Annotated in this window: 11 protein-coding genes; 10 read left to right on the top strand and 1 reads right to left on the bottom strand. The window is 60.5% G+C overall.

What is annotated here, in order from left to right; all coding sequences use genetic code 11:
- Nucleotides 1-89: 89 nt before the first annotated feature.
- The 6 genes from acnB (at nucleotide 90) to alaC (ending at nucleotide 7,918) form a co-directional block, all read left to right on the top strand.
- Entirely contained in the window at nucleotides 90-2,699 is a 2,610-nt protein-coding gene (gene acnB, locus AACX99_RS08205) for a bifunctional aconitate hydratase 2/2-methylisocitrate dehydratase (RefSeq protein ID WP_339411458.1), read from the top strand.
- 132 nt (nucleotides 2,700-2,831) lie between these two features.
- A complete protein-coding gene (locus tag AACX99_RS08200; protein WP_339410898.1) occupies nucleotides 2,832-3,041 on the top strand; it encodes a YgdI/YgdR family lipoprotein in 210 nt (69 codons plus the stop codon).
- 215 nt (nucleotides 3,042-3,256) lie between these two features.
- Nucleotides 3,257-4,453, top strand: a complete 1,197-nt coding sequence (locus AACX99_RS08195; RefSeq protein ID WP_339410896.1) for a CmpA/NrtA family ABC transporter substrate-binding protein — start codon at nucleotides 3,257-3,259, stop codon at nucleotides 4,451-4,453.
- Between the two features lies 1 nt (nucleotide 4,454).
- Complete coding sequence (locus AACX99_RS08190) at nucleotides 4,455-5,033, top strand: ANTAR domain-containing response regulator (protein WP_339410895.1); 579 nt, start codon at nucleotides 4,455-4,457, stop codon at nucleotides 5,031-5,033.
- A gap of 174 nt (nucleotides 5,034-5,207) precedes the next feature.
- Nucleotides 5,208-6,572, top strand: a complete 1,365-nt coding sequence (locus tag AACX99_RS08185) for a pyridoxal phosphate-dependent decarboxylase family protein (RefSeq protein ID WP_339410893.1) — start codon at nucleotides 5,208-5,210, stop codon at nucleotides 6,570-6,572.
- A gap of 119 nt (nucleotides 6,573-6,691) precedes the next feature.
- Nucleotides 6,692-7,918, top strand: coding sequence for an alanine transaminase (gene alaC / locus AACX99_RS08180; RefSeq protein WP_339410892.1), 1,227 nt, complete (start codon nucleotides 6,692-6,694; stop codon nucleotides 7,916-7,918).
- Between the two features lie 37 nt (nucleotides 7,919-7,955).
- Here alaC and AACX99_RS08175 read toward each other — a convergent pair whose 3' ends face one another.
- The gene (locus tag AACX99_RS08175) at nucleotides 7,956-8,348 is read right to left on the bottom strand and encodes a hypothetical protein (RefSeq protein WP_339410891.1); all 393 of its coding nucleotides are present in this window, start codon (nucleotides 8,346-8,348) and stop codon (nucleotides 7,956-7,958) included.
- A 211-nt stretch (nucleotides 8,349-8,559) separates the two neighbouring features.
- On the opposite strand from AACX99_RS08175, the gene AACX99_RS08170 reads away from it, so the two are divergent.
- From AACX99_RS08170 to AACX99_RS08155, 4 genes are all read left to right on the top strand, one after another.
- Nucleotides 8,560-8,877 (top strand): transcriptional regulator, encoded by a 318-nt coding sequence (locus AACX99_RS08170; RefSeq protein WP_339410889.1) that lies wholly within the window; start codon nucleotides 8,560-8,562, stop codon nucleotides 8,875-8,877.
- Between the two features lie 447 nt (nucleotides 8,878-9,324).
- The gene (locus AACX99_RS08165; RefSeq protein ID WP_339410887.1) at nucleotides 9,325-10,713 is read left to right on the top strand and encodes a CmpA/NrtA family ABC transporter substrate-binding protein; all 1,389 of its coding nucleotides are present in this window, start codon (nucleotides 9,325-9,327) and stop codon (nucleotides 10,711-10,713) included.
- 58 nt (nucleotides 10,714-10,771) lie between these two features.
- Complete coding sequence (locus tag AACX99_RS08160) at nucleotides 10,772-11,761, top strand: ABC transporter permease (RefSeq protein ID WP_339410885.1); 990 nt, start codon at nucleotides 10,772-10,774, stop codon at nucleotides 11,759-11,761.
- A 27-nt stretch (nucleotides 11,762-11,788) separates the two neighbouring features.
- Nucleotides 11,789-12,583: an ABC transporter ATP-binding protein gene (locus tag AACX99_RS08155; RefSeq protein WP_339410883.1), complete on the top strand. Its 795-nt coding sequence runs from the start codon at nucleotides 11,789-11,791 to the stop codon at nucleotides 12,581-12,583.
- The last annotated feature ends 129 nt before the right edge of the window (nucleotides 12,584-12,712 follow it).

Here is a 12,712-nt window from a genome sequence, read left to right as displayed (position 1 = left end):
CGGCCCATAAAGCCAAGAAGCGCCTGGTTTGTTGTTTTCTGGATCGCGTCCCGGACAACTCTTTGGGACCACTGATGAGGGTAATAACTGTGCTTGAAGCCTATCGCAAACATGTAGCAGAGCGTGCCGCTCAGGGTATCGTGCCCCAGCCGCTGAACGCCGAACAAACCGCAGGCCTGATCGAGCTGCTAAAAACCCCGCCCGCTGGCGAAGAAGCCTTTCTCCTCGACCTGATCACCAACCGCGTGCCGCCTGGCGTCGACGAAGCCGCCTACGTCAAGGCCGGTTTCCTCTCTGCCCTTGCCAAAGGCGAAGCCACTTCCCCGCTGATCGACAAGAAGCACGCCGTTGAGCTGCTCGGCACCATGCAGGGCGGCTACAACATCGCCACCCTGGTTGAGCTGCTCGACGACAGCGAACTGGCTGCCGTGACTGCCGAGCAACTGAAGCACACCCTGCTGATGTTCGATGCCTTCCACGACGTCGCGGAAAAAGCCAAGAACGGTAACGCTCACGCCAAAGGCGTGCTGCAATCCTGGGCTGACGGCGAGTGGTTCAAAAACCGCCCGACCCTGGCCGACAAGATCAGCCTGCGCGTATTCAAGGTGACTGGCGAAACCAACACCGACGACCTGTCGCCGGCTCCAGACGCCTGGTCGCGCCCGGATATCCCGCTGCACGCCCTGGCCATGCTGAAAATGGCCCGTGACGGCATCGTGCCGGACGAGCAAGGCGTCACCGGCCCGATGAAGCAGATCGAAGCCATGCGCGGCGAAGGTTTCCCGATTGCCTACGTCGGAGACGTAGTCGGCACCGGTTCCTCGCGTAAATCCGCCACCAACTCGGTGCTGTGGTTCTTCGGCGACGACATCCCGTACGTGCCGAACAAGCGTGCGGGCGGCTTCTGCTTCGGCAGCAAAATTGCCCCGATCTTCTACAACACCATGGAAGATGCCGGCGCTCTGCCGATCGAATTCGACGTTTCCAACATGCATATGGGCGACGTGATCGACCTCTATCCGCATGCTGGCAAAGTCTGCAAGCACGGCACCGACGAAGTCCTGACCACCTTCGAAATGAAGACTCCGGTACTGCTCGACGAAGTCCGCGCTGGCGGCCGTATCCCGCTGATCATCGGTCGCGGTCTGACCGAGAAAGCGCGCGCCGAACTGGGCCTGGGCCCAACCGACCTGTTCAAGCTGCCGGAGCCACCTGCTGCTAGCACCAAGGGTTTCACCCTGGCGCAGAAAATGGTCGGCAAGGCCTGCGGTCTGGCGGAAGGCAAAGGCGTGCGTCCTGGCACCTACTGCGAACCGAAGATGACCACCGTCGGCTCCCAGGACACCACTGGCCCGATGACCCGCGATGAGCTGAAAGACCTGGCTTGCCTGGGCTTCTCCGCTGACCTGGTGATGCAGTCGTTCTGCCACACCGCGGCTTATCCGAAGCCAATCGACGTCACCACCCACCACACCCTGCCGGATTTCATCCGCACCCGTGGCGGCGTGTCCCTGCGTCCTGGCGACGGCATCATCCACAGCTGGCTGAACCGCATGCTGCTGCCGGATACCGTCGGCACTGGTGGCGACTCGCACACCCGCTTCCCAATCGGCATCTCCTTCCCAGCCGGTTCCGGTCTGGTTGCCTTCGCCGCTGCCACTGGCGTAATGCCGCTGGACATGCCGGAGTCGGTACTGGTGCGCTTCAAGGGCAAACTGCAACCGGGCATCACCCTGCGTGACCTGGTCCATGCCATCCCTTACGTGGCCATCCAGAAAGGCCTGCTGACCGTCGAGAAGAAAGGCAAGAAGAACATCTTCTCCGGCCGCATCCTCGAGATCGAAGGTCTGGACGAGCTGACCGTTGAACAGGCGTTCGAGCTGTCCGACGCCTCCGCCGAGCGCTCCGCCGCCGGTTGCACCATCAAGCTGCCGGAAAAGGCTATTGCCGAATACCTGCAATCGAACATCACCCTGCTGCGCTGGATGATCAGCGAAGGCTACGGCGATGCCCGCACCATGGAACGTCGCGCCCAAGCGATGGAAGCCTGGTTGGCCGATCCGAAGCTGATGGAAGCCGACAAGGACGCCGAGTACGCCGAAATCATCGAAATCGACCTGGCCGATATCAACGAGCCGGTGCTCTGCGCACCGAACGACCCGGACGACGCGCGTCTGCTGTCCTCCGTTCAGGGCGAGAAGATCGACGAAGTGTTTATCGGTTCGTGCATGACCAACATCGGTCACTTCCGTGCGGCCGGTAAGTTGCTGGAAAAAGTCGACGGCACCCTGCCGACTCGTCTGTGGCTGTCGCCGCCGACCAAGATGGACCAGCATCAGCTGACCGAAGAAGGCTACTACGGCATCTACGGCAAAGCCGGCGCGCGCATGGAAATGCCGGGCTGCTCGCTGTGCATGGGTAACCAGGCACGCGTTGAGGCGAACTCCACCGTGGTGTCGACCTCCACCCGTAACTTCCCCAACCGTTTGGGCGATGGTGCCAACGTCTACCTGGCTTCGGCCGAGTTGGCCGCTGTTGCAGCCATCACCGGCAAACTGCCGACTGTTGAGGAATACATGGTCTACGCGAAGAAAATCGACACCATGGCAGCGGACGTATACCGCTACCTGAGTTTCGACCAGATCGCCGAGTTCCGTGAAGCCGCTGCGAACGCCCAGATCCCGGTCGTTCAAGCCTAAGCGTTACCCGCGTCAGAGAAGCCCCGCCTAGTGCGGGGCTTTTTCTTGCTGCCTGGCTTGCCAGGCAAAGCCCAGCAGCTACCTTCTGACATGGGGGTGCAACAATGCACCACGGACTATCAGGAGAGGCTAATGAAGCACTGGATTATTGCCGCACTCTGCGTGCTCAGCCTGGCCGGCTGCAGCAGTGAATACATCATCAGCACTACCGACGGGCAGTTACTGACCAGCGATGGGAAGCCGAAGCTGGATAAAGGCACTGGCATGATCGAATTCACCGACAGCGAAGGCCGTAAACAGCAAATCCCGCAAAGCTCGGTTAGGCAAATGCTGGAGCGTTAAGGCAACTCTTCCAGATCCAAAGCAAACCCCGCTACGGCGGGGTTTGTTCTGCCTGTAGCCCAGCCCGTGCTCTGGCATACGCCTTGCTATGAGTTAAGGCATTAGCCTTTCCAACGGCGGAATCGGCTTGAATAGACAATGGTGTCGTTCTAATCGCAGATGGAAGTCGGCGGTTGGTACGGCACCTTTTTGTGTGGGCACAGGAAAAACGCATCATGATTGAGCACGACATCAGCCGCAGCGATACACCAGAGAAACCGGCACTGAATATCGGCTTTATGGCCCTCACAGACGCTGCATCGGTCATTGTGGCTGCCACCCAAGGCTTCGCCGAGAAGCATGGCTTGACGCTTAACCTGCAGCGCCAGGCATCCTGGGCCACTCTGCGCGATAAACTGCTAAGCGGCGAGCTGGATGCGGCCCATAGCCTCTACGGCCTGATCTATGGTGTGCAACTGGGCCTCGGTGGCGCGCCTGCCACCGATATGGCGGTGCTGATGGGCCTCAATCAGAACGGTCAGAGCATCAACTTGTCGCCCGCCTTGCAAGCCGCTGGCGTGAGCACTGGCAGCGCATTGGCGCAACGCGCGCACCAGTCTGGCGCAAAACTGACCTTCGCCCAAACCTTCCCCACCGGCACCCACGCCATGTGGCTGAATTACTGGCTCGCCAGCCAGGGCATTCACCCGCTCAGCGATGTCGACAGCGTCGTCGTACCGCCACCGCAAATGCTCGCCCACCTCAAGGCCCGGCGTATCGATGGCTTCTGCGTCGGCGAACCCTGGAGCGCCCAGGCAGTGGATGAACAGATGGGCTGCACCCTGACCACTAGCCAGGCGATCTGGCCCGATCACCCGGAAAAAGTCCTGGGTTGTACCCGTGAGTTTGCTGAACAACACCCCAACAGCGCTCGCGCCTTGATCATGGCGATGCTGGAGGCCAGCCGGTTTATCGATGAAAGCGAGGAAAACCAGCGCAGCACCGCGCAACTGCTCAGTGGTAGCGAGTATGTCGACGCGCCGCTGTCAGCGATCCAGCCGCGCTTTCTCGGCCAGTACCAGGACGGCCTCGGCCATGCTTGGCAGGACGCCCATCCACTACGCTTTCACGCAGGCGGCGCGGTCAACCAGCCCTACCTGTCCGATGGCATGTGGTTTATGACCCAGTTCCGCCGCTGGGGCCTGCTGCGCGAAGATCCAGACTACCTGGTCATCGCTCGCCAAGTGCAGCAGCTAGACCTCTATCGCCAGGCTGCCGAAGCACTCGGTATTGATATACCAAGTGACATGCGCAGCAGCCAGTTGCTCGACGGCCAAGTCTGGGACGGCAGTGACCCAGCCGGCTACGCGCGCAGTTTTGCCTTGCATGCCCTGACCGATGCCCCACTCAGCGCCCAACAGGAGAGCCGTTAACATGCTGCGCATCCTGCTGATCAACGACACTGCGAAGAAGGTCGGCCGCCTGAAAACTGCCCTGACCGAAGCCGGTTTCGAGGTCATCGATGAATCCGGCCTGACCATCGACCTGCCGGAACGGGTCGAGGCTGTGCGCCCTGATGTGATTCTGATCGACACCGAATCGCCGAGCCGCGACGTGATGGAACAGGTAGTGCTGGTCAGCCGCGATCTACCGCGGCCGATTGTCATGTTCACCGACGAGCACGACCCCGGCGTGATGCGCCAAGCGATCCAGAGCGGCGTCAGCGCCTATATCGTCGAAGGCATCCACGCCCAGCGCCTGCAGCCGATTCTCGATGTGGCCATGGCCCGCTTCGAGAGCGACCAGGCGCTGCGTGCACAACTGCAGGCACGTGATGCCCAGTTGGCCGAACGCAAGCGCATCGAGTTGGCCAAAGGCCTGCTGATGAAGATGAAGAGCTGCGATGAGGAACAGGCCTACACGCTGATGCGCCGTCAGGCCATGAGCCGCCAGCAAAAACTGGCGCAGGTGGCCGAACAGATCATCGCCATGCATGACATGCTCGGCGGATGAGAACACCGGAGCCCGGCCTAGGGGCCACAACTGTATCGGTCAACGCGGCACTGTTACCCCATCAGTGCCGTAGCTGCTTCAACTGTATGGCTCACTCCCAGCAACTGTGTATCTGCGCTGGCAGGCCCTGACTGGCTAAGGTGAAGGCATCCATCGCCCATCGCCGAGAACGTCATGCCCACCTCCCATGAAGAACGCCAACTACTGGCCGACGCGGATCGCCGCGCTCTCGGCTATTACGATGGCATCGACAGCCGTCCGGTCTACCCCTCACCCTCCGCCATCGCCGCGCTGCTGGCCTTCGAGCAGCCCTTACCCGAACAGGGCCTGAATGATCAGGAGGTGCTACGCCAGCTGGACGAAATCGGCTCGCCCGCCACCGTGGCCAGCAACGGCCCGCGCTACTTCGGCTTCGTCATCGGCGCCACGCTGCCGGCTGCCGCAGCGGCGGAACGCCTGGTGCTGGCATGGGACCAGTGCGCGTCCTCCTTCGACAATGCCCCGGTCGCCGATGTGCTGGAGCGCACCGCCGGACGCTGGGTGCTGGAGGCCCTCGATCTGCCACGCAGCAGCGCCGTCGGCTTCGGCACCAGCGCCACCGCCTGCACCCTGGCCAGCCTGTCGGCCGCCCGCCGCGCGCTACTGGCGCGCAAGGGCTGGGACTTTGATGGTGATGGCCTGATCGGCGCGCCGGAAGTACGCGTGGTGGTCTCCGCCACCTGCCACATCACGGTGAAGAAGGCCCTACGCATACTTGGCTTCGGGATGAACCGGCTGATCGTCGCCCCCACCGATGCCGAGGGCCGCATCGACCCGGCGCAGCTGCCGACCCTGGATGACCTGAGCATCCTCTGCCTGCAGGCCGGAGAGGTGAACACCGGCGAGTTCGACCCCTTCGCCGAGCTGATTCCCAAAGCCAAAGCCCCCGGCGCTTGGGTGCATGTGGACGGCGCCTTCGGCCTGTGGGCCCGCGCCTCCTCTTCTGCGCATCTGGCCACTGGTGTGGAGTTGGCCGACAGCTGGACCTGCGACGGCCACAAATGGCTGAACACACCCTACGACGGCGCCATGGCCATCTGCCGTGATGCCGATGCCCTGGCCACGGCGATGAATAGCGACGCCGCCTATGCCAGCGCGAGCAAGGATGCGCAGAAAAACCTGACGCTGGAGTTTTCCCGCCGCGCCCGTGGCGTAGCAATCTGGGCGGCCCTCGCCAACCTTGGCCGCGATGGCCTGCGCGAACTGATCGACCGGCATATTCGCCAAGCCGGCCAGTTGGCCGAACACCTGCGCGATGGCGGTTACCCGCTGCTCAACCGCGTGGTACTCAACCAAGTGCTGGTACGCGGGGATAGCGACGCACAGACCGTGGCCATCCGCGAAGCGGCGCAGGCCAGCGGCGAAGTCTGGTTCGGCCCGACAATTTGGCAGGGCCGCCCGGCCTTTCGCCTTAGTGTCTCGTCGTGGCGCACCATGGATACCGATATCGAATTGCTGGCCGATTTGCTGCTGCGCCTGAAGCGCCAGATTCCGGCATGAACACCAGCGCCGCTTGGGGGCTCGACAAAGCCCCCAGGCAGCGCTTATCTTCGCCGCCTGGCCAGCGCACTGGCCAACGTCGCTCGGACGGTTCCGGGCGCTTACGTACCGAGGAAAGCATGGCTGACCAAGCTCCGCGCCGCTTTGCGCGCATCGATCGACTCCCCCCCTACGTTTTCAACATCACCGCCGAATTGAAGATGGCCGCGCGCCGTCGCGGTGAAGACATCATCGACTTCAGCATGGGCAACCCAGACGGCGCGACGCCGGCGCATATCGTCGAGAAGCTGGTCCAGGTTGCCCAGCGCGAAGACACTCACGGCTACTCCACCTCGCGTGGTATTCCGCGTCTGCGCCGCGCGATTTCGCGCTGGTACAAAGACCGTTATACGGTCGAAATCGACCCGGAAAGCGAAGCCATCGTCACCATCGGTTCCAAGGAAGGGCTGGCGCATTTGATGCTGGCAACCCTGGATCACGGCGACACCGTATTGGTGCCCAACCCCAGCTACCCGATTCATATCTATGGCGCTGTACTGGCCGGCGCCCAGGTACGCTCGGTACCGCTGGTGCCTGGCGTAGACTTCTTCGCCGAACTGGAACGAGCGATTCGTGAGTCGATTCCCAAACCGAAGATGATGATTCTTGGCTTTCCGTCCAACCCCACAGCGCAATGTGTCGAGCTGGATTTTTTCGAGCGTGTGGTGAGCCTGGCCAAACAATATGACGTGCTGGTGGTCCACGATCTGGCCTACGCGGACATCGTCTACGACGGGTGGAAAGCCCCCTCGATCATGCAAGTTCCGGGTGCCAAGGACATTGCCGTGGAGTTCTTCACCCTGTCCAAAAGCTACAACATGGCCGGATGGCGCATCGGATTTATGGTCGGCAATAAAGAGCTGGTCAACGCCCTTGCACGAATCAAGAGCTACCACGACTACGGCACCTTCACCCCACTGCAGGTAGCCGCTATTGCGGCGCTTGAAGGTGATCAGCAATGCGTGCGTGACATTGCCGAGCAATACCGCCAGCGCCGTAATCTGCTGGTCAAAGGCCTGCATGAGCTGGGCTGGATGGTCGAAAATCCGAAAGCTTCGATGTATATCTGGGCGAAGATTCCCGAGCAGTACGCCAAGCTCGGCTCGCTGGAATTCGCCAAGAAGCTGCTGCTAGAGGCCAAGGTCTGCGTCTCGCCGGGCATTGGCTTTGGCGATTATGGCGATGACCATGTGCGCTTTGCCCTGATCGAAAACCAGGACCGCACCCGCCAGGCGATTCGCGGGATCAAGACGATGTTCCGCGCCGATGGCCTGTTACCTGGCAAGAAGGCCAAGGTCGACGAATAAACAAACAGAGGGCACCTTAGGGGTGTCCTCTTTCGTTTCAGCCGGAGTAATCCAGCACCGTCCAAACCTTGCTCAGCCCACTGGTAATGACGCAGCCGCTCTGCCCCAATTGATTGTTGCTGTGCAGCGACATCAGGTTAGTCATGCCATCGGCCGCATCAGAGCGTTCGCTCAGCCACTGCACGCGGCCGCAATTGGCCGTTTCGATCACATAACTGGCCGCCACGACAGAGTTCTCGCTGGGCAGTCTGATCACATCCACCACCGTGCCCTGCTCTTCCACGCGCTTGCCGTCAGATACCAGCACGGCCCAGGCCTGACCATTCTCGATCACCAGGTAGGTGCCATTTGCCCGAGGTTGATCAAGCTGCGGTTGCGCGCAACCGGCCAGAAGGCCCAATAGCACAATTGTCATCAGCATCTGTTGCATTGTTCGTGACTCCTCTGCAGTGCCTGTGGCCATTGGCTTTGCGGGCAGATGGCGCGAGTGATCGAGTAGGTGCCGGTTAGGGCCTTGGGCTTACTATTATCGAATACTGTTTATTTGTACAGTATTTTTCGATTACCCTTGGTCATGCCATCCAGCCAACCATGCCGCCCGGCAGATCGGGTCCATACAAGGCGTTAACAGGAGTACCCAGATGCTCGACGTACTGCAGCTGAAACACAGCGTAAACCGTATGCCCTTGGAGAAAGTCCGGGCCACCGTCAATGAATTGCAGCTTGAAGGCATCGTCACCGAGGGCAAGACGCCGTTTTCCCGGGTGCACTTCAACACCTGCTTTGCCGAGATCGAAGCCTTGCTGCAGCGCGCCGGCTATCACCGGCAGCTGGATGTGGTCGGCTATCAAGGCCTGGCCTATGCCATGTTCGATCCGTCGCGCTGGGAGGCGGTAGAGGTGTTGCGCTGGCTCAAGGAGTTCACAGAAGAAGCGCAGCGCCGACCTGCTGCGCAGTAAAGATTACTGAGTGCGATTTCTTGAGGATGTGGCGCTCAGTGCCGCCCAGATTGCTGGCGAACCAAAAGCGTTCAAATATGTGAATAGCTGTACAGCTATGACTCAGAACGGTGCCTGGTGGCCACTCAAATGGCCATCGCCTACCTGCTCACTCAATGGTTCAACTACTACAATCACAGTTAGATAACAGTCTTAAGCCTATGTAGTTAAAAAGATTTATTGGGCTATTCGAGAAGCAAATAAGGCGCTTTGCGCGCCTCATGCGCAATAACACGCGCAAAATTGGCAAGCCCCTTGCAACGATCCTCTCAAGACCTTACACCCGTCTTCGGATCGCCAACGGCGGTGATCGGGACGAATAGACAAAGACGTCAAAGGCAACCTGCTCTCACTGGGCGGCGTTGACCGTTGACGTCTTTTTTCGTTTCTGAGACCTGAGGATTCACCATGCGTAACTTCAACGCTCGCCGTTCGCTACTGAAAAAGACCCTGACTGGCTTCGGCTGCGCTGCCGCTTTGTTACTCAACCCACTTAGCCTGCAAATCAGCCTGGCTGCCGAGCTGGAAAAAGACGAGCTCAAACTCGGCTTTATCAAACTCACCGACATGGCGCCGCTGGCCATCGCGTATGAAAAAGGCTTTTTCGAGGATGAGGGGCTCTACGTCACCCTAGAAGCGCAAGCCAACTGGAAGGTACTGCTGGATCGGGTGATCACCGGCGAACTGGACGGCGCGCACATGCTGGCCGGTCAGCCCCTGGGGGCCACCATCGGCTTTGGCACCAAAGCCGATGTCGTGACCGCGTTTTCCATGGACCTCAACGGCAATGGCATCACCATGTCCAATGCGGTGTGGGAAGAAATGAAAAAGCATGTGCCGATGGAAAATGGCAAACCGGTGCACCCAATCAAGGCCGATGCACTCAAGCCGGTGATCGAGCAATACAAAGCCAAGGGCAAGCCGTTCAACCTGGGCATGGTGTTCCCGGTGTCCACCCACAACTATGAGCTGCGCTACTGGCTGGCTGCCGGTGGTATCAATCCGGGCTATTACGCCCCAGCCAAGGGCGACATCACCGGCACCCTGAGCGCCGACGCTCTGCTCTCAGTCACCCCGCCGCCGCAAATGCCTGCCACTTTGGAAGCCGGCACCATCAGCGGTTACAGCGTGGGCGAACCATGGAACCAGGCCGCCGTATTCAAAGGTATTGGCGTGCCGGTAATCACCGACTACGAAATCTGGAAGAACAACCCGGAAAAAGTCCTCGGAGTCTCCAAGGAGTGGGCCGACGCCAACCCGGAAACCCATAAGCGCCTGGTCAAAGCGTTAATCCGCGCCGGGATGTGGCTGGATGAAAACAACAACGCCAACCGCGCCGAAGCCGTGGAAATCCTCGCGCGCCCTGAATACGTCGGGGCTGATGCCAAGGTGATCGCCAACTCCATGACTGGCACCTTCGAGTACGAAAAAGGCGACAAGCGCGACGTACCGGACTTCAACGTGTTCTTCCGCCACAACGCCACCTACCCTTACTACTCCGATGCCATCTGGTACCTGACGCAAATGCGCCGCTGGGGCCAAGTCAGCGATGCCAAGCCGGACAGCTGGTACTTCGACATTGCCAAACAGGTCTACCTGCCGGCGGTGTACCGCAGCGCTGCCGACGAACTGATTGCTGAAGGCAAGGCCAAGGCCGAAGACTTTCCACCGGCCAACGAAGAAGGCTTCCGTGCGCCGACCAATGAGTTCATCGATGGCCTGAGCTATGACGGGCGCCAACCCAACGCCTACATCGAGCAATTCAAGATTGGCCTGAAAGCCGACTCCACGCTCTAACCCATCCGTCGCCCGGGGGCCGCACCTGCCGCCCCCATCGTTACCAAAGGATATGACGATGAGTAATCCAGCCGTCGCCCAGACCATTCAGGACACCCTGAAAACCGCCCGCGCTGCTGCATTCAAGCGCTGGCTGCCAAACCTGTTGATGCCGACTATCGGCGCCCTGGCCTTTCTGCTGTTCTGGCAGCTGGTGGCGGGTACCATCGACACCAGCCTTGGCAAATTTCCTGCACCGACCCAGGTAGCCAGCCAGTTTGGCGCCCTGGTCAACGAGCACCTGCGCGAGCAGAAAAAGGCCGATGCCTTCTTCGAGCGTCAAGAGGTGCGTAATGCCGAAAAGCTGGCCAAGAACCCGGACGCCAAGGTCAGCATTCGCCCTTACACCGGCAAGCCGACCTTTTTCAAACAGATACTCACCAGCCTGTACACGGTGATGACCGGCTTTTTGATTGCCTCGATCATCGCCATTCCACTGGGCATCATCTGCGGTCTGAGCAAACCGATCTACACCGCGATTAACCCGCTGATCCAGATTTTCAAACCGGTGTCGCCGCTGGCCTGGCTGCCACTGGTAACCATGGTGGTCAGCGCCGTGTACACCAGCAGCGATCCGCTGTTCGCCAAATCCTTCGTCACTTCGGCGGTAACCGTGGCGCTGTGCTGCCTGTGGCCCACTGTGATCAACACCACAGTGGGCGTGGCCAATCTGGACAAGGACCTGCAAAACGTCAGCCGCGTACTCAGCCTTTCGCCACTCAGCCACGTGCGCCGCATCGTGCTGCCGGCCGCCATTCCGATGATTTTCACCGGTCTGCGCCTGTCGCTGGCCACCGGCTGGATGGTGCTGATTGCCGCGGAAATGCTCGCGCAGAACCCGGGCTTGGGCAAATTCATCTGGGACGAGTTCCAGAACGGCAGCTCCAATTCCCTGGGACGGATCATGGTGGCGGTGATTGTCATCGGCCTGATCGGTTTCGCCCTCGACCGCCTGATGCTCGCGCTGCAACGCCGCGTCAGCTGGGACAAAAACGCCGACCTGCGCTAAGCGTACCGAAGAACTGAGGAGCCTCACATGAACCGTCCACACCTCGAACTGTCCGGCGTCGGCATCGACTTCCCCACCGACAAGGGCCTGTATTGCGCACTGCAGAACGTCAACCTGAAGATCGACAAGGGTGAATTCGTCTCCTTGATCGGCCACTCCGGCTGCGGTAAATCCACCGTCCTGAACATCGTCGCCGGGCTGTATCAAGCCACCACCGGCGGGGTTATCCTCGACGGCCGCGAGGTCAACTCGCCCGGCCCAGAGCGCGCCGTGGTGTTCCAGAACCACAGCCTGCTGCCCTGGCTGTCCTGCTACGAGAACATTGAGCTGGCCGTACGCCAGGTTTTCAAAGGCGAAAAAAGCCGCGGCGAAATGCGCGACTGGATCGAGCACAACCTGTCTCTAGTGCATATGACCCACGCCAAGGGCAAACGCCCGAGCGAAATCTCCGGCGGCATGAAGCAGCGCATCGGCATTGCCCGCGCCCTGGCCATGCAACCCAAGGTGCTGCTGATGGATGAGCCCTTCGGCGCGCTCGATGCCCTGACCCGCGCCCATCTGCAGGACTCGCTGATGGAAATCCACGCCGACCTCGGCAACACGGTGATCATGATCACCCACGATGTCGACGAAGCCGTGCTGCTGTCCGATCGCATCGTGATGATGAGCAACGGCCCGGCCGCCAGCGTTGGCGAAATCCTTGAGGTGAAGTTGGAGCGCCCGCGCGAGCGTATCGCCATGGCCCATGACGCGCGCTACCACGAGTACCGCGCGGCCGTGCTGGAGTTTCTCTACCAGAAGCAAATCCGCCCCGCCGCTTGATTACGTATCCGCAGCCCAAATAGCCAAATGCACCATGGCGATTGGGCTGCCAACAAGGCATCGCCCCACTGGTCAGCCTGAATGAACTTCGCCCGCCAATGTCCGCCGAACAGGAGCCCAATAACCCCG

Source organism: Pseudomonas sp. EA_35y_Pfl2_R5 (assembly GCF_963970805.1).
Taxonomy (GTDB): domain Bacteria; phylum Pseudomonadota; class Gammaproteobacteria; order Pseudomonadales; family Pseudomonadaceae; genus Aquipseudomonas.
This window is presented reverse-complemented; position numbering and strand designations above follow the sequence as displayed.

Excerpts from the sequence above, each read along its gene's own strand:
- AACX99_RS08190 (WP_339410895.1), top strand. The coding sequence starts at position 4,455 with ATGCTGCGCATCCTGCTGATCAACGACACTGCGAAGAAGGTCGGCCGC.
- alaC (WP_339410892.1), top strand. The coding sequence starts at position 6,692 with ATGGCTGACCAAGCTCCGCGCCGCTTTGCGCGCATCGATCGACTCCCC.
- AACX99_RS08195 (WP_339410896.1), top strand. The coding sequence starts at position 3,257 with ATGATTGAGCACGACATCAGCCGCAGCGATACACCAGAGAAACCGGCA.
- AACX99_RS08200 (WP_339410898.1), top strand. The coding sequence starts at position 2,832 with ATGAAGCACTGGATTATTGCCGCACTCTGCGTGCTCAGCCTGGCCGGC.
- AACX99_RS08175 (WP_339410891.1), bottom strand. The coding sequence starts at position 8,348 with ATGCAACAGATGCTGATGACAATTGTGCTATTGGGCCTTCTGGCCGGT.
- AACX99_RS08165 (WP_339410887.1), top strand. The coding sequence starts at position 9,325 with ATGCGTAACTTCAACGCTCGCCGTTCGCTACTGAAAAAGACCCTGACT.
- AACX99_RS08170 (WP_339410889.1), top strand. The coding sequence starts at position 8,560 with ATGCTCGACGTACTGCAGCTGAAACACAGCGTAAACCGTATGCCCTTG.
- AACX99_RS08155 (WP_339410883.1), top strand. The coding sequence starts at position 11,789 with ATGAACCGTCCACACCTCGAACTGTCCGGCGTCGGCATCGACTTCCCC.
- AACX99_RS08160 (WP_339410885.1), top strand. The coding sequence starts at position 10,772 with ATGAGTAATCCAGCCGTCGCCCAGACCATTCAGGACACCCTGAAAACC.
- AACX99_RS08185 (WP_339410893.1), top strand. The coding sequence starts at position 5,208 with ATGCCCACCTCCCATGAAGAACGCCAACTACTGGCCGACGCGGATCGC.